The sequence below is a fragment of the Mycobacterium sp. NGS39 genome, assembly GCF_059812765.1.
Map to the genome: position 1 here is coordinate 1 of NZ_JCALDH010000009.1, position 18,999 is coordinate 18,999.

Here is an 18,999-nt window from a genome sequence, read left to right on the forward strand (position 1 = left end):
GGGTGCGGCCGCCGGCACATGGATAGGACCCGAAGGGGCACTCATCGGGGGAATCATCGGCTCGATCGTCGGCGGCATCGCCGGCGAGAAAGGCACGAATGCCGTCTACCAGTGGGCGACCAGTGGTTGATGCCGCGGCGTGGGCCCACGTTCATCAACCCACGTGGTCGAAGACATTGTTGATCGCGGCGTTCGCCGTCTGGGCACTCGCGTTCGTCGCAGACATCGTCGTGCACAGCGTCGAGGTGCAGCGTCGGATCTACTGGATCGGGTGGCTCGGCGGCGGTGTGCTGGCTGCCGGTTCGGTGTTCTTCCGCGGCTGGGCGGCCACGGCCGGAGTGCTGGCTCTCGTGGTGTCCGTCGCCGTTGGTCGTGCCTACGCGTCGACTCCCTACCTGAAGTTCGGGAAGCGAGTATTTTCCCTGCGATCCAGCTACCAACAGCCTCCGCCGCCGAGCCCGCCGCCGCCGGACGCGTACGGCGACATCTCGGCAGCGAAATTCTGGTGGATTATGGCGATACTGATGCTTTTTCTCGGCGTCACCGTAGCAAACCTCGGATTTGCTACGGCCGCAGGGCTTTTGGCGCTTCTGATGGCACTCGCCGCTCTGGGATGCGGTGCCGACGACGCGCGGCGACGGCTTCCTGTCGTCCGCCAGCAGTACGTGCAGGCGGGGATCGCCGCCCTCGCCTCGATACCGCTTTATGGCGTGCCGCCGGTGATGTACGCCATCGGTTACGTCATCGGCCAACGGATGCCGCCGCCAGGCGGTCGGCACGCCGCCGGGCGCGTCACCGCTGCCGAGCGAAGAACTCCTCCAGCATCGCCGCGCACTCCTCCGCCAGCACCCCGCCGCGGACCTGCGGGCGGTGGGTGAGCCGACGATCCCGCACCACATCCCACAACGATCCGACCGCGCCGGTCTTCGGCTCCCATGCTCCGAACACCAGCCGCGCCACCCGCGCCATGACCAGCGCGCCTGCGCACATGGTGCACGGCTCGACCGTCACCGCCAGCGTCGCGCCTTCGAGCCGCCACCCGTCGCCCAGCACTCGCGCCGCCGCCCGCAGCGCCAAGATCTCCGCATGGGCAGTGGGGTCGCCCAAAGCCTCGCGCGCGTTGGCGGCCCGTGCCAGTTCGATGCCGTCGGCGCTGAACACCGCCGCCCCCACCGGAACGTCGCGAGGCCCGGCGCTCGCTGCAGCTTGCAGGGCGACGCCGATCAATTCCTCGTCATTGGGCACCATCAGTTCGGGCGCGAAATCACCGATTCAATCGATCGAGTGCTGCCGAGAACTCGTCGGTGAAGCCCATGCGCGCGGCGATCATCCCGAGCTGCTCGTCGGCGTACAGGTCGGTGTCGGACAGAATCACCCCGAGGACTGCCTCAGGCAGGCCGATGTCCGACAGCACGCCGAGGTCGCCCTCCTCGAACGGCTCGTTCGGGTCGAGTTCGTCGTAGTCGATGTCGGCGTCGAGCTTCTCCAGCGCCTCCGCGGCGATGTCGTAGTCAAGCGCGGCGGTCGCGTCGGACAGGAACAGCCGCGTGCCCGACGGCGCTGGACGCACGATGACGAAGAACTCGTCGTCGACGTTCAGTAAACCGAAAACCGCACCGGCACTGCGTAATTCGCGCAACTCAGTCTCCGCGGCCGCCAGGCTGGTCAATGCCCTGGACCGCATCGGGGCGCACCGCCACTGGCCGTTCTCTCGGACCACCGCGAGCGCGAAGCCCTCCGGGATCTCCCGGGTCTGCTCCTTCGCCGGTCGACGCTGTGGTCCCATGGCCGCATACGGTAGTCCCCGAGCACGCGCCTTGACCACTATTGGCAGCAGACGCCCTCAACCGGATGTGCCAACCTTGAACACGTGACCACGACACCCGTCTGCGTGCTGGGCATGGGCCTCATCGGCGGGTCGATCATGCGGGCAGCGGCCAAGGCCGGCCGCGAGGTCTTCGGCTACAACCGCTCCGTCGAGGCCGTCACCGCCGCCCGGTTCGACGGCTTCGACGCCACGCACCACCTCGACGAAGCACTGCACCGCGCCGCCGATGCCAACGCCCTGATTGTGCTGGCCGTTCCCGCCCCTGCACTGTCGATCCTGCTTCCATACGTCAGGGACATGGCCCCGGACAATCCGCTCACCGACGTCACCAGCGTCAAAGTGGCTGTGCTGCAAGAAGTTCAGAGATTCGGGTTACAGAGGCGGTTCGTCGGCGGCCATCCCATGGCAGGCACCACCCACTCCGGCTGGTCGGCGGGAAACGCCCGCTTGTTCGTCGGCGCACCATGGGTGGTGGCCGTCGACGACCACGTCGACCCACGTTGCTGGACGACGGTCACCGAGCTCGCCCTGGACTGCGGCTCGGTGGTGGTGCCCGCCAGGTCCGACGAGCACGACGCAGCCGCGGCCGCGATTTCGCATCTTCCCCACATCGTCGCCGAGGCCGTTGCGATCACCGCCGGCGAAGTACCCCTGGCGTTCGCGCTGGCGGCGGGGTCGTTTCGCGACGTGACCAGGGTGGCGGCCACCGCGCCGGAGCTGGTTCGCGCGATGTGCGAGACTAACGCCGAGCAGCTGCTGCCGATGCTCGACCGGACAATCGAGCTGATGACGCGCGCCCGCACGGTACTGGCCCAACACGGTTCGGTCGCCGAGCTGGTGGACGACGGCCACGCCGCCCGCATGCGCTACGACGGCTTCTCGCGCTACGAGATCGCCGGAATCGTTGTGGGCGAGGAACGCTGGCGTGAAGAACTGGCCGCCCTCGGCAGGGCCGGCGGGGTGATCAGATCCGTGCCGCCAGTCCGGGATAGTCCAGGATGAAGCCGTGGTCGTCGACGGTGACCTTGGTCTGAGCCACCGGTGAATGCAGCTTGATCCCGTCGGCTTCGCTGCTGTAGGAAATCGAGGCCGGCTTCACCTCGAAGTCGGGCAGCATCACGTACACCACAGGAACTGTCACCGACTCTCGGCGCTTGTACACCCCAGTTCGGCGAATGGGCAGTGTGTTGAAGAACGGGCTGAACACCACGTCGACGTCGAGAGCGCCGTCGAATGCGCCTCGTGACAGGCCTTGGTTGTTGGTGATCGACCACATGTTCTCGTCGTCACGCGCAATCGAGAGATGACGGTCGCGTTCAGACAGGGTCAGACTTATCGACAGCCGCTTGGTAGCACCGCCTTCGTCGGTGACCAGATCGTATGACGCGCTGAACGGCGGATGCGCGTCGGTGGGGCCGGCCACGATACGGCCGTATGCCTTGATTCTGTTGCCGGACAGGTGAATTCGTGCCGACTCCATGCGCGCGACGTCGTAGGCGCGCCATGTCATGATCGTCGGCCAGGGACTCGATGTCGGGTCGGACGGGCTCGCGCTCACCTCTCTACGGTAAGCGACGGACGTCCCACTGCGCCCGCGGTCCCTGAAGTGGTTCCCGGCGTTGTGACGGACGCTACATCGTCGACGAGCTGCGCCGGCATTCGTCGGAGCCGACCCGTGCCCGGCGCCGAAACCCACACCGCGAATGCCAGCAGCGCGTCGAGAATCAGCGCCAGCGCAGTCACCATGAGCGCCCCCACCAACGCGATGTAGAACTGGCGCACCTTGATGCCGTCGATCAAGTAGCGGCCCAGCCCGCCCAGACTCGCGTACGCCGCGATCGTGGCCGTCGCCACCACTTGAAGCACCGCGGTGCGCAGGCCGCCGAGGATCAGCGGCAGTGCGTTCGGAAGCTCCACCCGCAGCAGCACCCGCGACTCCGTCATGCCCATCGCCCGCGCGGCATCGACCACGGCCGGGTCGACGTTCGCGATCCCGGCGTACGTGCCGGCCAGCAGCGGCGGGATGCCCAGCAGCATCAACGCCACCGTCGGCGGCACCAACCCAAGCCCCCACAGCAGCACACCCAGCAGCAGCACACCCAGTGTCGGCAGCGCACGCAGCGCGTTCACCCCGGTGACCACCACCAACGTGCCGCGGCCGGTGTGGCCGACCGCCATGCCGATCGGCACCGCGATCACCACCGACACCGCGACGGCTACCACTGTGTACTGCAGATGCTCGCCGGTGCGGGCCAGCAGCCCGGCGCTGCCGCCCCAATTGGCGGCGGTGAAGATGTAGGACAGCGCCTGCTGCAGAAAGTTCATCGGGCACCCACCCGTTGCGCGCGCACCCACGGTGTCGCCAGCCGCCCCGCCACCAGGATCGCTGTGTCGACGACGATCGCGAGCACGAAAATCGCAATGATTCCCCCGATGATCTGGTCGCTCTTGTCGGCCTGATATCCCTCGGTGAACCACGTCCCCAATCCGCCGATGCCGATCACCGAGCCCACGGACACCATCGAGATGTTCGTCACGGCGACCACTCGAAGGCTCGCGACGAGCACCGGAATGGCCAGTGGCAGTTCGACTTTGACCATCCGCAGAAGGGGGCGGTAGCCGACGGCCGTGGCGGCGTCGATCACGTGGGCGGGCACCGCGTCCAGCGCCTCGGGCACGGCGCGCACCAGCAACGCGATCGTGTACAGCGTCAGCGCGACGATCACGTTGGCTTCGTCGAGGATTCGTGTCGGGATGACCAGCGGCAGCACCACGAACAGCGCCAGCGACGGGATTGTGAAGACGATGCTGGCACTCACCGTGGTGAGCCGCCGCAGCAGACGTGTCCGCTGGACGAACGCCCCCAGCGGCACCGCGATCAGGAGCCCCAGCAGCACGGGGATCAGCGACAGACGCAGATGCACGAGTGTGAGCGCCCAGCCGTCGTCGAGGTGGTTCAGCAGGTAGCGCATCAGCGGCTCCGCTGTTCGTCGAGCGCGGCCAGCACGTCGTCGGCGCGCACACAGCCGATCACCTTGCCGGCGTCGTCGACCGCGACACCGACCCCCACCGGTGATGACAGCGCCGCGTCGAGCGCCTGACGCAGCGTGCCGTCGGGACGGAACAGCGAGCCGCCGGCGACCAGCCCGTCGGCGTTGCGCCATCCGACCGGCGCCCCGTCGGAGTCGGTCACCAGTTCCCAATCGCCGACACGCCGGATGTCATGCAACCGCAGACCGGAGGCGTGGAAGAACTGCAACCTGCGGTAGCCGCGGTCGGCGCCGACGAAACTCGCGACGAACTCGTTGGCCGGGTTGGCCAGCAGCTGCGCGGGCTCGTCGTACTGCTGGAGCACGCCGCCCGGACCGAACACCGCGACCTTGTCGCCGATCTTCACGGCCTCGTCGATGTCATGGGTGACGAAGACCACCGTCTTGTGCAATTCGCTTTGCAGCCGCAGCATTTCGGCTTGCAGCTCTTCGCGGACCACCGGGTCGACGGCGGAGAACGGCTCGTCCATCAACAGGATCGGCGGGTCGGCAGCCAGCGCACGCGCCACCCCGACGCGCTGCTGCTGACCACCGGATAGCTGCGCGGGATAGCGGTCGGCCAGTTTCGGGTCGAGACCCACCCGCGCCATCACCTCGAGCGCTGCCTTGCGTGCGCTGCGGCGCGACTGTCCGCGCAGCACCGGAACGGTCGCGACGTTGTCGATGACCCGCTGATGCGGCATCAGCCCGGCGCTTTGGATCACATAGCCGATCCCGAGCCGGAGCTTGACCGGGTTCACTGTGGTGACGTCGGCGCCGTCGACGGTGAGCCTGCCGGAGGTGGGCTCGATCATCCGGTTGATCATCCGCATTGAGGTCGTCTTGCCGCAGCCGGACGGGCCGACGAAGACCGCCAAGGTGCCGGTGGGCACGTCGAGAGTCAGGTTGTCCACCGCGACGGTGCCGTCGGGGTAGGTCTTGCTGACAGCGTCGAAGGTGATCATTTCGGTTTGTCGAAGCCGTTGTCGTGCACCCACTTTCGGGCTGCTTCGTCCGGGTCGATGCCCGAGTTGCCCGATACGGCGGCATTGAGCTTGATCAGATCCTCGGTGGTGAGCTTGGCCGAGACCGCGTCGAGTACCGTCTTGAGCCGATCGGACATCTTCTGCGAGCTCACCAACGGAACGACGTTGGCGGCCAAAAAGTTGTTCTTCGGGTCCTCGAGCACCACAAGATCGTTTTGCGGGATGGCCGGCGACGTACTGAACAGATCGGCGGCGGTGACAGTGCCGTTGACCAACGCCTTGACGGTCGCCGGGCCGCCGCCGTCGCTGATCGCCACGAAATTGCCGGGGCTGATGTCCAGTCCGTACTTCGCCTTGAGGCCTGGCAATCCCTCAGTGCGATTGAGAAATTCCGACGGCGCCCCGAATTTCACCTCCGCCGAGTGGGCGGCGAGGTCGCCGATGGTCTTGAGGTTCCACCTGGTCGCGGTATCGCGCGTGACGGTCACGGTGTCGGTGTCATTCGCCGGTGACGGCGTGAGGACAGACAGATCGCCGGGCAGCGCCTTCAGCAGCGCGAGCACCACTGCGTCGGGGCTCGTGGCTGTGGTCTTGGGATCGAAATACTGCAATAGGTTGCCGGTGTATTCCGGGATCAGGTCGATCGAATGGTCTTTGACCGCAGGAATGTACGTCTCGCGGCTGCCGATGCCGAACTGGCGGCGGACGTTGAAGTCGTTGGCCTGTAAGGCTTGCGCGTAGATTTCGGCCACAATCTTGGACTCGGGGAAGTCGGCCGACCCCACGGCGATCGACTTGAGGTCACCCGACGCCGGACCGCCCCCGAGCGGGTTGGAGCTTCCGCAGCCGGCCACCAACACCGCCCCGGCGACGAGCGCCGACAAACGCCGCCGGGCTCGGGCCATGGGCATTCCTCTCGGCAGGCGCCGTCTGCTCGCTGAACCATAACGCGCCAGAGGTTTGATTCTCATCAGGAACGGGTGAAGATGGAGTATGACCAGCGATCCTCGGGTGCCCCCCGAACCGCCCGAGCCGCCGCCCGTCGTGCCGGCTCACACCACGGCCGGCAGTAGCGATGCTCTTTCACCCTCCGCCACGCCACCGACCTCAGCGGTGAAATTCACCAGGACAGCCGCAGCGTGGTGGTCCCTTATCGTGGGGCTGCTCATCCTCGTTTTGCTGCTGATCTTCATCGGCCAGAACACCGACTCGACGACGATTCACTTCTTCGGCTGGAGTTGGAACACACCGGTGGCGCTGGCCATCCTGGTCTCCGCCGTCTGCGGCGCCGGCATCACCGTGCTGACGGGTGCCGCGCGCATGTTTCAGCTACGACGCGCTGCGAAACGGAACCTGCGCGCTGGCCGCCGCTGACTGACCTAAGGCGCCGTTGCCAGCGCCCGCCGCTATTCATGGGTGAACGAAAACACTTCTAGCCCTTGGCTTACCTGCACGTCGGACGTCCCGGGTGACGTTTGCATTCGTCGCTGAACCTCTCTTGGACCACTCCTCCGCTGCACGAGCGTGCGCTGTGGTAAGGAAACGGAACCATCCGCGTCGGCGGTCGCTCCGAATGACTTTGCGACCACGGTCAATGACGGCACCCGCCGTCGCACACGAAGGAGTGATGATGCGGCACCCTCAACCCACAACCCTTGCGCTGGCAGGACTTTCCGTTGTCGCGGTGGTTGGCCTGTCGGCCTGTTCGAATGACAGCAGCACATCGGCGGCGCCCACGAGCACCAGCATGGCCACTGCGCCGGCGGCCTCCAGCTTGGTCGGTCCGGGATGCGCCGCTTACGCACAACAGGTTCCGACCGGCCCGGGCTCCGTCGAGGGTATGGCCCAAGACCCCGTGGCGGTCGCGGCGTCCAACAACCCGATGCTCACCACGCTGACTGCTGCGCTGTCGGGCAAGCTGAACCCGAACGTGAATCTGGTGGACACCCTGAACAACGGCCAGTACACCGTGTTCGCGCCCACCGATGACGCGTTCAAGAAGCTGCCGCAGTCGACCATCGATTCGCTGAAGACCGACTCGGACACGCTGACCAAGATCCTCACTTACCACGTGGTGGCCGGCCAGGCGTCGCCCGACAAGGTCGTGGGAACCCACAAGACGCTGCAGGGAGCGACGGTGACCGTCACCGGCTCCGGCGACAACCTGAAGGTCAACGACGCCAGCCTGGTCTGCGGTGGCGTGAAGACGGCGAACGCGACCGTCTACATGATCGACACGGTGTTGATGCCGCCGGCTGCGTGACTGCTATCGACTCTGCGCTGAGAGCGTGAAAAGCCAAGCGGCTCAAGCTCTCAGCGCAGAGTCAAGCGTTGATTACGCGCAGGCCGGCGGTGATCAGCGGCGCGACGCCCAACCAGTGGTTGACAGTGACCGTTTTCCACGCAGTCAAACTCAACTGAGGAGGCGGAGCTCCGTCAAGATTGCCAGCACGGCCCCTGATACGCGCCCTTAAGCTCTTTCTGTGGCCCTTTTGCGAGTCGATCAAGACGACCTTCGAGTTGTAGCGAGCGAATTGCACTCACTTGCAGACGACCTATCCACTGGCTCTCCTCTCCGGAATCGGGTACATGCTGAGCAAGATCTGGAAATAGGCGAATGTCACCATCACGCACGTTCACGCCATCAAAGGCGTTCAACTGGCTGACCACCAACAGGTACGGGATGGTTCTGTCCAGTGCCATAGTGCTCGCGTTCGCGTGCTTGGAGGGCTACGTCTTCTTCAAGATGCACAATGGTCTTTACCTCATCTTTGCGATATTCATGGTCGCCGTCGTCGTCAACGGGTGGGTGCAGGTGTACCGGCACCGTAACCACAGATCCTGGCCTCCCAAGCTTCGATGGGTCTCGCGAGACAAGGCAGATTAGTTCGATTTCCCAGCGAGAATTCCGGCTGCGTGACTGCTATCGACTCTTGATTTCGCGCAGGCCGGCGGTGATCAGCGGCGCGACGACGTCGTTGTCCCAGTCGGGCGGGCCGCCGCCAGTGGCCAGCCGGTCGCGGAAGTCCACACCCGCGGCGATGATCGCCAACTTGAAGTACGCCAGCGCCAGATAGAACGACCAATGCGTGAGCTCGCGGCCGGAAATCACCGAATAGCGTTGCGCCAGTTCGTCAGCCGACGGCAACAGCTCTGACGTCCACGCCGCGTCCATCTTCACGATCGCATCCATCGCGGGATCGCGGTAGATACACATCAACGCGACGTCGCTGAGCGGATCGCCGAGCGTGGACATCTCCCAGTCCACCACCGCGCGCACCACCGACGCGTCCTGGCCGTCGAGAATCGTGTTGTCGATGCGGTAGTCACCGTGCACGATCGACGCCCCGCTCTCCGCCGGGACCGCTTGCCCCAGCAGAGAATGCAGCCGCTGCACGTCGGCATCTCGCGGGTCGTCCTGCTCGCGCACGTACTGCCACTGACCGCCCCAGCGCTTGACCTGACGACCCAAATAGCCTTCGGGACGGCCAAAGTCGCCCAGCCCCACTTCGCCCGGGTCGACGGCATGCAGATTCGCGAGCACCTGCACCAGACCGGTCACGCAGCCGTCGACGACATCACGGCCTCCGAGGGCTTGCAGCTCGTCGCGCGTGCGCACGATGCGCCCGTCGACGTACTCAACCATCGCAAATGGAGCGCCGAGCACGGACTCGTCCTCGCACAATGCGACCGCCTTGGCCACCGGCACACCTGTGCCGGCCAGCGCCGCCACCACCCGGTACTCGCGGGCCATGTCGTGAGCGGACGGTGTCAGACCATGCAGCGGCGGTCGGCGCAGCACCCACTGTGACGCGTCGTCACGCACGTGGAACGTCAGGTTGGAACGCCCGCCGGAGATCAATTCGGCGCGCAGCTCTCCGCGGCGGGGGACGTCGACGCCGTGCAGATAGCGGTCGAGCGCAGCGAGGTCCAGTCCAGCGAGGCTGTCGGTGGTCACCGACTGTGTATATCGGGTCAGCGCGAGTTGGGTGGCAGCAGGTCCCACACGTGCTCGGTGCAGTTGACTTCCGCGACGGTGAAGACACCTCGACGGGAGTAGCGCAGCCGCGTGATCGAGGCGTAGTCGATGGGAAAGAGCAGCAGACGCTCGGTGCCGAGGATGCGGTGCAGGGTCACGTTGATTACCCCGCCATGGCTGAACAGGGCCACGGTGTCGTCGTGGTCGGCGTTGGACACGACGTCGTCTATCGCGGCGGACACCCGCTTGACGAACGCATCTTCGTCGACGCCGCTGGGCAGATGCCCGCTGGCCAGTCGCTCCCACTCCTCGGGGAACTCTTCACGGATCTGCTCGATCGGGACGTAATGCGCCATGTCGCGGTCATATTCGGCAAGGCGGTCGTCGATCTCGACGTCCAGGCCGAGCGCGTCGGCGACGGGCGCGGCGGTCTGCACCGCCCGTCGCTGGGGGCTGCTGAGCACTCGAGTGATCGCGTGGCGGCTCAGCGCTTTCGGCAGCCGGCGCGCCTGCTCCACACCTACGTCGGAGAGTTCGGGATCCGCGCCCTCACCCGGCTCACTGCGAAGGGGCAGCGCATGCCGGATCAACAGCAATTGCACGCGTGCCACCATAGAGGGCGTGCCCGGGTACGCCGACGACCTGTTCGACCTCACCGACCGCGTGGTGCTGGTCACGGGCGGCAGCCGGGGGTTGGGCCGCGAGATGGCGTTCGCGGCGGCGCGTTGCGGCGCCGACGTGGTGATCGCCAGCCGCAATTTCGACAGCTGCCAAGCTACCGCCGCCGAGATTACGCAAGAGACCGGCCGGGCGGCGATGCCCTACGCCGTGCATGTGGGGCGGTGGGATCAGCTCGACGGGCTGGTGGACGCGGTGTACGAGCGGTTCGGCAAGGTCGACGTGCTGGTGAACAACGCCGGTATGTCCCCGCTGTACGAGTCGCTGACGTCGGTGACGGAAAAGCTGTTCGACGCGGTGATGAACCTGAATCTCAAAGGGCCGTTTAGGTTGTCAGCGCTCATCGGCGAGCGCATGGTGGCCGCCGGGCGCGGTTCGATCGTCAACGTCAGCACGGTGGGATCGCTGCGGCCGGGCCCCGACATCGTCCCCTACGCGGCGTCGAAGGCCGGGCTGAACGCCATGACCGAGGCGCTCGCCAAAGCGTTTGCGCCCGCAGTACGGGTGAACACGTTGATGCCCGGGCCGTTTCTGACCGACGTCAGCAAGGCGTGGAACCTGGACAAGGCGACCGGGAACCCATTCGGCCACCTGTCGCTGCAGCGCGCCGGGCAGCCACACGAAATCATCGGTGCTGCTTTGTATTTGATGTCCGACGCGTCGAGCTTCACCACCGGTTCGATTGTGCGGGTGGACGGCGGCATCCCGTAACACCGCGACGCTGCGTTCAGTGTGGTGCGGGCATCGGGAACGAACCTGCGCCGTGGTCACTGGCGGCGATCACCGGCAGCACCACATAGGACGGATGCGCAGCGTCATGCAGGATCGTCTGCGTTGCCGCCCGCATGTCGGTGTCCTGTCCGAAAGGCTTGCCGGTGTTGGGGTTAGGCGCGAACTGCGGGTAATCGCTGCTGGAAATCTCGACACCAATCCGATCGCCGGCGCGGAACAGATAGCTGGTGGGCCACACCGCGATCGTGTACTCATACGGCTGGCCCGGAGTGATTGGCTGCGGAGCGGCCAACGAGTCACGGAATGCGGCGCGCAAAATGCCGTTGTTGAGATTGATCACTTGCCCGTCGGGCTTGACGACGGTCACTTTCGCGGTGAAGTCGGTGTCGGTTGCCGACGACGCCGCCCACAGGTGCACGTCGATCGGGCCGGTGACTTCGGTGTCGGCGGTCAACGGTGCGCTGTCGTACACGAGGACGTCGGACCGCTGCTCGACCGGCGTCTGATCGTACGGACCTTGCTGCGACTTGCGGGCATCGCAGCACGAATGCCCGCCGAGGCTTGGTACCGGAACCGCTGGATCGTAGGTGTAGACGTCGGCCTGCTCCGTGGCTGCGGGCGGTTCGGTGCCCAACTTGCCTGTGCGCTCGGCGAATTCGCCATGGCCGGACAGGTAGTAACGTGTCCAGCGCGTCTGCGGAAGCGGCCATCCTGGCGCTGACTTCCAGCGGTTGGCTCCCATCAGGAAGTAGTCCACCCTCGGGCTGCCCGCCACGCCGTTGTCGACGCCCTTCAGGAAGTGGTCGAACCACGCCACCATCAGTTCGTTGATAGGGCTGTTGCCCACAGCGCCAACGTCTTTCAGCAACGCTGGCGCCGGTGAATCGGAGCGCCCCCAATCCAGGTGATCCCATGGGCCGATCACCAACCGCTGGTTGCTGCGCGCCAGAGGTGTGGCGCCGTGGGCGAGCATGCCGGTGAAGTTGTCCAATCCACCGGACAGAAATGCGTCGTACCAGCCCTCGACGTCGAGCACGGGAACCTTCACTGCCGCATAGCGATCCCGGATGCTCCAGCGCGTCCAGTAGTCGTCGCGGGTCGAGTGCCGAATCCAGTCGAAGTACCACGGTGCAACGGCGGGGCCGCCCGGGTGCAATACGGGTAAGTCCTTGTACGGCCGGAAGTTCAGCCACCGCGTCACCTCCCCCGCTGCCGCCCTCAGCTCGGCGGCCGTGGCCGAGTCATGGCGGTTTTCCGCCGCGGTGGTCGCGATCGACGTGATCGCCCACGGCAGCACGAAACCGAGCCGAAATTCGCCGCCTTCGTACATCCAGCCGTCGTAGTAGTCCGCGGCGGTGTTGGCCGGCACGATCGTCACCAGATGCGGCGGGGCGGTCACGGCTGCAAGCCACTGCGTCGCACCGACATACGACGACCCGTACATTGCGACCTTGCCGTCGGAGCCGGGCAGCGCAGCCGCCCATTCCACAGAGTCGTAGCCGTCGGCCATGTCGGGCCCGAACTCGCTGAACGTGCCCTCCGAGGAGCCCTGCCCCCGAACATCCTGCACGGCAACGAGATAACAGTGCGACGCGAACCAATCCGGCGGCTCGTAGCGTGACGGGCTGGTCTGCGCGCCGGACTTGCCGTACTGGGTGCGCATCAGGATCACCGGCACAGAGTCTGCGGTCCTGGGCCGGTAGACGTCGGCGCGCAGGATCGTGCCGTCGCGCATGCGTGCCGGCACGTCGGTCTGCTTGCTCACCGCACAAGGCCCGCGCCCGGCAGCGGGCCGCCGCGGTGGCTGCGGGCTTTCACTGCACGCGACCAGCAGCACAACGAGTGCGATGGCAAGCGCTGCATGAGCGGCCGTGGCGAGACGGCGCATTCGGTCCCTAGGTTTCGTCAGCGATCTGATCGCGGCTTTCGTGCAATCCCGGTGCGTCCGGGTCTGTGCCCTGCTGATCGTGCTGCGCCTGCCACTCCCGTTGGCTGTCAGTCGCTTTCCGGGCATCCCTCGGCGTGGCAGGCGGATCGTTGTGCTGGTCCATGATGAGAGCCCTCCTAGGTCCGGCGCATCGTTACGGCGTGACGATGTCGAAGTTGGGGTTCGGCTTGTCCAGAACATCGGCCAGGCGGGCCAGCGCGTCACTGTCCCCGCTGACGTCGATGCCGGGCGACGTCCGGTCGCCTGCCACGTACGTCAACAGCCGCATCTTGTCATCCAACCGCACCGCCGCGTCGGCGGTGGACCGGTCCCCCGGTCGCTTGCGGTACACCAGCACACCGTTGCGCAGCGTCACGCGGTAGTTGGCGTCCAGGTCTGCGAACGTCACGTCGAACGCAAGGTCGAGCCCCCATGCGCGCGGACCGTTCACGCTGATCGCCAGGATGTCGAACATCTGCTCCGGCGTGAGCTGCGCGAGGATGGTCGGCGACGTGAGCTGGCTGGCGGTGCCGAAATTTCCGCCGCGCAGTTCGGTCGCACCGGAGAGGAAGAAGTTGCGCCACGTCGCGTTCTCGGCGCCGTAGGCAAGCTGCTCGAGAGTGTCGGCGTAGACCCGGCGTGCGTTCTGGTGATCCGGCTCGGTGAAGATGGCATGGTCCAGAAGTGTTGCGGCCCAGCGGAAGTCACCGGCATCGAACGCCTTCTGGGCAATCTCGACCACCCGGTCGATGCCACCGAGAGCGTCGACGTATCTCTTGACCAGCTCTTCAGGCGGGTGCGGCCACAGCCGGGCCGGGTTCCCGTCGAACCAGCCCATGTAGCGCTGGTATATCGCCTTGACGTTGTGGCTCACGGAGCCGTAGTAGCCGCGGACATGCCATGCCCTGTTCAGCGCCGGCGGCAATTGGAACTGCTCGGCGATCTCCGCGCCGGTGTAGCCCTGGTTCAGCAGCCGCAGCGTCTGATCGTGCAGGTAGGCGTACATGTCGCGCTGCGTCGACAAGAATTCGACGATCCGGTCCCGGCCCCAGATGGGCCAGTGGTGGGACGCGAACACCACTCCGGCGTCGTCGGCGAAGCGGTCGATCGCTTCGGTCAGGTACCCCGACCAGACGTGCGGGTCGCGCACCAGCGCGCCGCGCAGCGTCAGCAGGTTGTGCAGGTTGTGCGTGGCGTTCTCCGCGATGCACAGAGCGCGGTAGCGGGGGAAGTAGAAGTGCATCTCGGCCGGCGCCTCACTGCCCGGCGCCAGCTGGAACTCGATCTCGACACCGTCGATAGTGTGCTTCTCACCGGTTCTCGTGATGACGACGGTCGGCACGATCAACGCGAACTCGCCGGTGGAAGTGTTCTGCCCCAAGCCTGTTCCGACCTGGCCCCGGGGACCCCGCGCCAGCAGTGTGCCGTACATGTAGGTGGCGCGCCGCGCCATCGCTGTGCCGGCGTAGATGTTCTCTTGCACCGCGTGCTCGGTAAAGCCCTCGGGGGCAAGGATGCTGACCTTGCCGCCGTCGACGTCTTGTTGGTTGGTGACGCCCAGCACGCCACCGAAGTGGTCGCCGTGGCTGTGGGTGTAGATGACCGCCACGACCGGCCGGTCGCCGCCGCGGTGTTCGCGGTACAGGTTCATCGCCGCCGCGGCGACCTCGGTGGAGATCAGTGGGTCGATGACGATGACGCCGTTGTCGGTTTCGACGAACGTGATGTTGGAGATGTCGAAGCCGCGCACTTGATAGATGCCGTCGACCACCTCGTACAGGCCTTGCTTGGCGGTCAACTTCGACTGCCGCCACAAGCTGGGATGTACCGACATGGGGGCGTCGCCGGTGAGGAAGGCGTAGGCGTCGTTGTCCCACACCACCCGCCCGTCGGCTGCCGTGATCACACACGGCTGCAGCGTCGCGATGAGCCCGCGATCGGCGTCGTCGAAATCGGTGGTGTCGTCCAACGGCAGCGAGCCGAGGTGATCCTTGTGCGCGCGTTCGATCGTCGGGGTGGGCGGCTTGGGGGTCATGGCTCCGACAGTGCCACCGCGACTCGCCTTGCACATCGAATTCGGCTGATTATCAGGGGGTTACCATGCAGCGGTGACGTTCGTGGAGGTCATCGAGACCGTCGGCAAGGTGATCGACGCGACCGGTGTTGCGGTGATCGTCGGTGGTGCGCTGGCCGCGGCGGCGCTGACGTCGACGCGGCGATTTGCCGACGGCAGTCGCTACGAATCGTTTCGCCGCCAGCTCGGCCGCTCGATTCTGCTCGGCCTCGAATTTCTGGTGGCTGCCGACATCATCCGCACGGTGGCCATCACGCCGACACCGCAGAGCGTCGCGGTGCTCGGCGGCATCGTGCTGATTCGGACGTTCCTGAGCTTCTCGCTGCAGTTGGAGATGACGGGTGCCTGGCCGTGGCAGCACCGGCCGGCGGTCAAAACCGGTGCAGCACAACCTGACTGAGCAGACCATCCTGCACTGTCGCTGTCATGTAAGTGCAGTGCGGCTGGCGGCGCCGGTCGGTGGGCGACCCAGGGTTGAGCAGCCGCAGTCCCGTCGGCGCGGTGCTGTCCCAGGGGATGTGGCTGTGGCCGAACACCAGCACGTCGACGTCGGGATAGCGGCGTGCCATCCGCGCGTCGCGGCCCTTGGCGTCGCCGGTTTCATGCACCACGGTGAAGCGCACGCCGTCCAGCGTGGCGATGGCTTCCTCGGGTAGGCGGGCGCGCAGCTCGGGTCCGTCGTTATTGCCCCAGCAGGCGATCAGTTTCGTGGCGCGATGCTCGAGCGCCTCGAGCAGTGCCACGTCCACCCAGTCGCCGGCATGGATGACCACGTCGGCGGCGTCGACTTCGTCCCATACCGGGCGCGGCAGGTCGCGGGCCCGCTTGGGCACATGGGTGTCGGAGATCAGCAGCAGCTTCACGACGTCTGCAGCAGCTCGGCCATCTTGGGCATCACCGCTTGCAGCGCCTTGAGCGGCCGCAGCATCACCTTGACTTCGGTGATCTTGCCCTCGTCGTTCCAGTGGATCATGTCGATGCCGTTGACGTGGATGCCGTCGACGTCGGCGACGAACTCCAACACGGCCGAGCGGTCGCCATACCAATGGTTGACGTAGCGGAAGTCGTTGGCGCCGAACAACTTTGCGGCGGCTTGCAAGTATGCGAGCGTCTTGGCGCGGCCTTGTTGCGGCGTGAAGACCGCCGGCGAATAGAACACCGCATCGTCGGCGAGCAGGTCGTGCAGCTGGTCGGTGCGCTGGTTGTCGATCATGTCGATCCAGCGCTGGATCACCGGCGGCGTCATGTGATCGGCTCGATTCCGAGGTCTTTGTACGTGACAAGGGCAACGTACGGCACATTCAGCTCGGCGAAGAGGCGGGCGGCGATCTCGCCGCGGTCGACCATCGGAATCACGCCGGTGACCGCGGCGCCGGCCTCGATGACTTTGTCGTGCGCCTTGCGGACCGATCCGCCGGTGCTGACGACGTCCTCGACCAGCAGCACTCGCGTACCAGGATGGTCGCGCAGCCGGAAGCCCTCGATGAACTGTTCGAGGCCACGAGACTTGGGTTCCTTGCGGACCGAGAACCACGCCTTGCCGGTGACCATTGCGACGCCGACGGCAAGGGCGTCGGCACCCATCGTGAGGCCACCCACCGCATCGAATTCGATTCCGTGCTGCTGGGCCAGGTCGACGATGGCCCGGCTGACGACGGCCAGTCTGGCGCCGGTGTCCACGGCGTGCTTGCCGTCGATGTAGTGGTGGCTGGTCTGGCCGCTGGCGAGTTTGAACGGCACGTCGCGGTACTCGTGGCCGCGTTTGATGATCTCGAAGGCGTCCTGCCAGGAGGTCGAAGTCGTCACCGCGGTAATGCTACGGACGCTGGTCGGCCGTCTGCCGAGACTACGGTTGCTGACGGATTTCGGCGGATCTGGCGCAACAACCGTAGTGTCAGCGCGATCTCTGGCTCGCAGAAAGCGCGCCCGAAGGGATTCGAACCCCTAACCTTCTGATCCGTAGTCAGATGCTCTATCCGTTGAGCTACGGGCGCTCGTATTCAGTTGTGTGGCGGAGGCGAGAGGATTTGAACCTCCGGTCCGCTTTAAGGCGGACAACTCATTAGCAGTGAGCCCCATTCGGCCGCTCTGGCACGCCTCCTTGAAACGGCATCCGCCGAAGGCACAGCGTACACAGCGCTCAGCGAGCAAGGCAAAGCGCCGCAACGCCCGAACCCCCGCAACCTATGCTGGGCGGGTGACCGCCCGTCTGCGCCCCGAGCTGGCCGACCTGCCGGCCTACACCCCGGGTAAGACGGTGCCGGGCGCCATCAAGATCGCCAGTAACGAGACAGTCCATGGGCCGCTGCCGACGGTCCGCGCGGCGATCGAGAAGGCCACCGACAGCATCAACCGCTACCCCGACAACGGCTATTCCGAACTGCGTGAGCGGCTGGCCGAGCACGTCGGCTTCTCCCCCGAGAACATCTCGGTGGGCTGCGGCTCGGTGAGCCTGTGCCAGCAGCTGATCCAGCTGACGGCCGCCGCCGGCGACGAGGTGGTGTTCGGCTGGCGCAGCTTCGAGGTGTACCCCCTGCAAGTCCGCCTGGCAGGGGCCACGCCTGTTCAGGTGCCGCTGACCGATCACACCTTCGACTTGGCCGCGATGGCCGACGCGATTACCGACCGCACACGGCTGGTGTTCGTCTGCAATCCCAACAACCCCACCTCGACCGTGGTCGAGCCTGCTGCACTGATCGAGTTCGTCGAGGCTGTGCCGCCCGATGTGCTGGTCGCGATCGACGAGGCCTACGTCGAGTACATCCGCGACGGCATGCAGCCGGACACCTTGGACTTGGTGCGCCGCCATCCGAATGTCGTTGCGCTGCGGACCTTTTCGAAGGCCTACGGGCTGGCCGGGCTGCGTGTGGGTTATGCGATCGCAGACCCGGACATCGTGGTCGCGCTTGGCAAGGCGTACGTGCCCTTCAGCGTCAGCAGCATTGCGCAGGCCGCCGCGATCGCCTCGCTCGACGCCGCCGACGAGTTGCTTTCCCGCACCGACGACGTGGTGGCCGAACGGGAACGGGTCGCGTCGGCACTGGCCGCGGCGGGCTACCCGCTGCCACCGTCACAGGCGAACTTCGTGTGGCTGCCGCTGGCCGAGCGCACCTCCGAGTTCGTGACCGCCGCCGCCGACTCGCGCCTCATCGTGCGGCCCTACGGCCAGGACGGCGTGCGAGTCACCATCGGCGCGCCGCACGAGAACGACGCCTTCCTCGACTTCGCCCGGCACTGGATAGGAGACAACCGTGACCGATGACGTGGCGCGCAAGACGTTCACCGAACTCAAGGAGCGCACAGGACGGATCCCCGATGCCGAGCTCGACGAGTTCTGGGCGACGCTGGAGCCGGCCACGATCGATTTCATACTGGGCGAATGGAAGGGCGGCGAGTTCCACACCGGCCACCCCGCCAACGGCTTCATGAAACGGCTGAACTGGTTCGGCAAGACCTTTCACTCCGCCACCGACGCCAAGCCGCTGGTGTGCCTGGACGCCGACGGCAACAAGTTCTCCAACACCGAGGCGATGAACGGCGAGGCCAGCCTGTGGATGGAGGAATTCCGTGGCGAGGTGACGGCCAGCATGGTTTACGACGGCCGGCCCGTGCATGACCACTTCAAGAAGATCGACGACAACGCCGTCATGGGCATCATGAACGGCAAAGGCGCGGTGATCGACGGCCGCTACCTGTACTTCTACCTCGAGCGGGTCTAGACGTTACGGCCCGTCGCCGGACGTGAGCCGGTTGCGAAAAAATCGGC

The 18,999-nt window shown here is 66.0% G+C and carries 23 protein-coding genes and 2 tRNA genes; 8 read left to right on the forward strand and 17 right to left on the reverse strand.

Translation table 11 applies throughout. The features are described 5' to 3' along the window. Positions 1-122 precede the first annotated feature (122 nt). On the forward strand, positions 123-878 hold the full coding sequence (locus tag AC5Y39_RS13800; protein WP_500021272.1) for a hypothetical protein: 756 nt from the start codon (positions 123-125) through the stop codon (positions 876-878). Here AC5Y39_RS13800 and AC5Y39_RS13805 read toward each other — a convergent pair. Together AC5Y39_RS13805 and AC5Y39_RS13810 are read right to left on the reverse strand one after the other, a co-directional pair. Continuing rightward, positions 793-1,245: a nucleoside deaminase gene (locus tag AC5Y39_RS13805; RefSeq protein ID WP_500021270.1), complete on the reverse strand. Its 453-nt coding sequence runs from the start codon at positions 1,243-1,245 to the stop codon at positions 793-795. The genes AC5Y39_RS13800 and AC5Y39_RS13805 overlap by 86 nt on opposite strands. A 19-nt stretch (positions 1,246-1,264) precedes the next feature. Further along, entirely contained in the window at positions 1,265-1,786 is a 522-nt protein-coding gene (locus AC5Y39_RS13810; protein WP_500021268.1) for a tRNA adenosine deaminase-associated protein, read from the reverse strand. 84 nt (positions 1,787-1,870) lie between these two features. On the opposite strand from AC5Y39_RS13810, the gene AC5Y39_RS13815 reads away from it, so the two are divergent. Then, the gene (locus AC5Y39_RS13815) at positions 1,871-2,830 is read left to right on the forward strand and encodes a prephenate dehydrogenase (protein ID WP_500021266.1); all 960 of its coding nucleotides are present in this window, start codon (positions 1,871-1,873) and stop codon (positions 2,828-2,830) included. On the opposite strand, the gene AC5Y39_RS13820 is transcribed toward AC5Y39_RS13815, so the two are convergent. From AC5Y39_RS13820 to AC5Y39_RS13840, 5 genes are read right to left on the reverse strand one after another with little or no spacing between them, the layout of a single operon-like run. Further along, entirely contained in the window at positions 2,793-3,338 is a 546-nt protein-coding gene (locus tag AC5Y39_RS13820; RefSeq protein WP_500021286.1) for a putative glycolipid-binding domain-containing protein, read from the reverse strand. The two genes, AC5Y39_RS13815 and AC5Y39_RS13820, sit on opposite strands and share 38 nt — an antisense overlap. 44 nt (positions 3,339-3,382) lie before the next feature. After that, a complete protein-coding gene (locus AC5Y39_RS13825; protein WP_500021264.1) occupies positions 3,383-4,153 on the reverse strand; it encodes an ABC transporter permease in 771 nt (256 codons plus the stop codon). Continuing rightward, positions 4,150-4,800 carry an ABC transporter permease gene (locus AC5Y39_RS13830; RefSeq protein ID WP_500021262.1) on the reverse strand — a complete coding sequence of 217 codons (651 nt, stop codon included), beginning with the start codon at positions 4,798-4,800 and terminating at the stop codon, positions 4,150-4,152. Before AC5Y39_RS13830 ends, AC5Y39_RS13825 begins: the two co-directional genes overlap by 4 nt. After that, complete coding sequence (locus AC5Y39_RS13835; RefSeq protein WP_500021260.1) at positions 4,800-5,822, reverse strand: ABC transporter ATP-binding protein; 1,023 nt, start codon at positions 5,820-5,822, stop codon at positions 4,800-4,802. The genes AC5Y39_RS13830 and AC5Y39_RS13835 overlap by 1 nt, the downstream gene beginning before the upstream one ends. After that, positions 5,819-6,748 (reverse strand): ABC transporter substrate-binding protein, encoded by a 930-nt coding sequence (locus AC5Y39_RS13840; RefSeq protein WP_500021258.1) that lies wholly within the window; start codon positions 6,746-6,748, stop codon positions 5,819-5,821. Before AC5Y39_RS13840 ends, AC5Y39_RS13835 begins: the two co-directional genes overlap by 4 nt. Before the next feature lie 88 nt (positions 6,749-6,836). On the opposite strand from AC5Y39_RS13840, the gene AC5Y39_RS13845 reads away from it, so the two are divergent. Both AC5Y39_RS13845 and AC5Y39_RS13850 read left to right on the forward strand, forming a co-directional pair. Next, the gene (locus tag AC5Y39_RS13845; protein WP_500021256.1) at positions 6,837-7,217 is read left to right on the forward strand and encodes a LapA family protein; all 381 of its coding nucleotides are present in this window, start codon (positions 6,837-6,839) and stop codon (positions 7,215-7,217) included. Between the two features lie 256 nt (positions 7,218-7,473). Further along, a complete protein-coding gene (locus tag AC5Y39_RS13850; RefSeq protein WP_500021254.1) occupies positions 7,474-8,106 on the forward strand; it encodes a fasciclin domain-containing protein in 633 nt (210 codons plus the stop codon). A 173-nt stretch (positions 8,107-8,279) separates the two neighbouring features. Here AC5Y39_RS13850 and AC5Y39_RS13855 read toward each other — a convergent pair whose 3' ends face one another. The 3 genes from AC5Y39_RS13855 to AC5Y39_RS13865 form a co-directional block, all read right to left on the reverse strand. After that, a complete protein-coding gene (locus AC5Y39_RS13855; RefSeq protein WP_500021252.1) occupies positions 8,280-8,546 on the reverse strand; it encodes a hypothetical protein in 267 nt (88 codons plus the stop codon). 220 nt (positions 8,547-8,766) lie between these two features. Then, entirely contained in the window at positions 8,767-9,801 is a 1,035-nt protein-coding gene (locus tag AC5Y39_RS13860; protein ID WP_500021250.1) for a phosphotransferase family protein, read from the reverse strand. A gap of 17 nt (positions 9,802-9,818) precedes the next feature. After that, the gene (locus AC5Y39_RS13865) at positions 9,819-10,424 is read right to left on the reverse strand and encodes a histidine phosphatase family protein (protein ID WP_500021248.1); all 606 of its coding nucleotides are present in this window, start codon (positions 10,422-10,424) and stop codon (positions 9,819-9,821) included. A gap of 19 nt (positions 10,425-10,443) precedes the next feature. On the opposite strand from AC5Y39_RS13865, the gene AC5Y39_RS13870 reads away from it, so the two are divergent. Continuing rightward, positions 10,444-11,211 carry an SDR family NAD(P)-dependent oxidoreductase gene (locus AC5Y39_RS13870; protein ID WP_500021246.1) on the forward strand — a complete coding sequence of 256 codons (768 nt, stop codon included), beginning with the start codon at positions 10,444-10,446 and terminating at the stop codon, positions 11,209-11,211. Positions 11,212-11,227: 16 nt separating this feature from the next. Here the strand turns inward: AC5Y39_RS13870 and AC5Y39_RS13875 are convergent, their stop codons facing one another. Continuing rightward, positions 11,228-13,120, reverse strand: coding sequence for a CocE/NonD family hydrolase (locus AC5Y39_RS13875; protein WP_500048230.1), 1,893 nt, complete (start codon positions 13,118-13,120; stop codon positions 11,228-11,230). Positions 13,121-13,313: 193 nt separating this feature from the next. Next, a complete protein-coding gene (locus tag AC5Y39_RS13880) occupies positions 13,314-15,194 on the reverse strand; it encodes an alkyl/aryl-sulfatase (RefSeq protein ID WP_500021240.1) in 1,881 nt (626 codons plus the stop codon). Between the two features lie 73 nt (positions 15,195-15,267). Here AC5Y39_RS13880 and AC5Y39_RS13885 point away from each other — a divergent pair, with 73 nt between their 5' ends. After that, positions 15,268-15,633, forward strand: coding sequence for a DUF1622 domain-containing protein (locus AC5Y39_RS13885; RefSeq protein WP_500021238.1), 366 nt, complete (start codon positions 15,268-15,270; stop codon positions 15,631-15,633). On the opposite strand, the gene AC5Y39_RS13890 is transcribed toward AC5Y39_RS13885, so the two are convergent. From AC5Y39_RS13890 to AC5Y39_RS13910, 5 genes are all read right to left on the reverse strand, one after another. Then, positions 15,605-16,096 (reverse strand): metallophosphoesterase family protein, encoded by a 492-nt coding sequence (locus tag AC5Y39_RS13890; protein WP_500021236.1) that lies wholly within the window; start codon positions 16,094-16,096, stop codon positions 15,605-15,607. The genes AC5Y39_RS13885 and AC5Y39_RS13890 overlap by 29 nt on opposite strands. Beyond that, positions 16,093-16,479 (reverse strand): nuclear transport factor 2 family protein, encoded by a 387-nt coding sequence (locus AC5Y39_RS13895; RefSeq protein ID WP_500021234.1) that lies wholly within the window; start codon positions 16,477-16,479, stop codon positions 16,093-16,095. Before AC5Y39_RS13895 ends, AC5Y39_RS13890 begins: the two co-directional genes overlap by 4 nt. Beyond that, a complete protein-coding gene (gene pyrE, locus AC5Y39_RS13900; protein ID WP_500021284.1) occupies positions 16,476-17,048 on the reverse strand; it encodes an orotate phosphoribosyltransferase in 573 nt (190 codons plus the stop codon). The genes AC5Y39_RS13895 and pyrE overlap by 4 nt, the downstream gene beginning before the upstream one ends. A 106-nt stretch (positions 17,049-17,154) precedes the next feature. Next, a tRNA-Arg gene (locus AC5Y39_RS13905) sits at positions 17,155-17,227 on the reverse strand. Positions 17,228-17,242: 15 nt separating this feature from the next. Beyond that, positions 17,243-17,334: transfer RNA gene (locus tag AC5Y39_RS13910), tRNA-Ser, on the reverse strand. 96 nt (positions 17,335-17,430) lie between these two features. Here AC5Y39_RS13910 and hisC point away from each other — a divergent pair. Both hisC and AC5Y39_RS13920 read left to right on the forward strand, forming a co-directional pair. Beyond that, positions 17,431-18,495, forward strand: coding sequence for a histidinol-phosphate transaminase (gene hisC, locus AC5Y39_RS13915; protein WP_500021231.1), 1,065 nt, complete (start codon positions 17,431-17,433; stop codon positions 18,493-18,495). Continuing rightward, on the forward strand, positions 18,485-18,952 hold the full coding sequence (locus AC5Y39_RS13920; protein WP_500021229.1) for a DUF4334 domain-containing protein: 468 nt from the start codon (positions 18,485-18,487) through the stop codon (positions 18,950-18,952). Before hisC ends, AC5Y39_RS13920 begins: the two co-directional genes overlap by 11 nt. Positions 18,953-18,999: the final 47 nt, after the last annotated feature.

What these genes read in the sequence shown, in the direction of transcription:
- AC5Y39_RS13810 (WP_500021268.1), bottom strand. Translation starts at nt 1,786, where the DNA reads ATGGGACCACAGCGTCGACCGGCGAAGGAGCAGACCCGGGAGATCCCG.
- AC5Y39_RS13820 (WP_500021286.1), bottom strand. Translation starts at nt 3,338, where the DNA reads ATGACATGGCGCGCCTACGACGTCGCGCGCATGGAGTCGGCACGAATT.
- AC5Y39_RS13825 (WP_500021264.1), bottom strand. Translation starts at nt 4,153, where the DNA reads ATGAACTTTCTGCAGCAGGCGCTGTCCTACATCTTCACCGCCGCCAAT.
- AC5Y39_RS13830 (WP_500021262.1), bottom strand. Translation starts at nt 4,800, where the DNA reads ATGCGCTACCTGCTGAACCACCTCGACGACGGCTGGGCGCTCACACTC.
- AC5Y39_RS13835 (WP_500021260.1), bottom strand. Translation starts at nt 5,822, where the DNA reads ATGATCACCTTCGACGCTGTCAGCAAGACCTACCCCGACGGCACCGTC.
- AC5Y39_RS13840 (WP_500021258.1), bottom strand. Translation starts at nt 6,748, where the DNA reads ATGGCCCGAGCCCGGCGGCGTTTGTCGGCGCTCGTCGCCGGGGCGGTG.
- AC5Y39_RS13845 (WP_500021256.1), top strand. Translation starts at nt 6,837, where the DNA reads ATGACCAGCGATCCTCGGGTGCCCCCCGAACCGCCCGAGCCGCCGCCC.
- AC5Y39_RS13850 (WP_500021254.1), top strand. Translation starts at nt 7,474, where the DNA reads ATGCGGCACCCTCAACCCACAACCCTTGCGCTGGCAGGACTTTCCGTT.
- AC5Y39_RS13855 (WP_500021252.1), bottom strand. Translation starts at nt 8,546, where the DNA reads ATGGCACTGGACAGAACCATCCCGTACCTGTTGGTGGTCAGCCAGTTG.
- AC5Y39_RS13875 (WP_500048230.1), bottom strand. Translation starts at nt 13,120, where the DNA reads ATGCGCCGTCTCGCCACGGCCGCTCATGCAGCGCTTGCCATCGCACTC.
- AC5Y39_RS13880 (WP_500021240.1), bottom strand. Translation starts at nt 15,194, where the DNA reads ATGACCCCCAAGCCGCCCACCCCGACGATCGAACGCGCGCACAAGGAT.
- AC5Y39_RS13895 (WP_500021234.1), bottom strand. Translation starts at nt 16,479, where the DNA reads ATGACGCCGCCGGTGATCCAGCGCTGGATCGACATGATCGACAACCAG.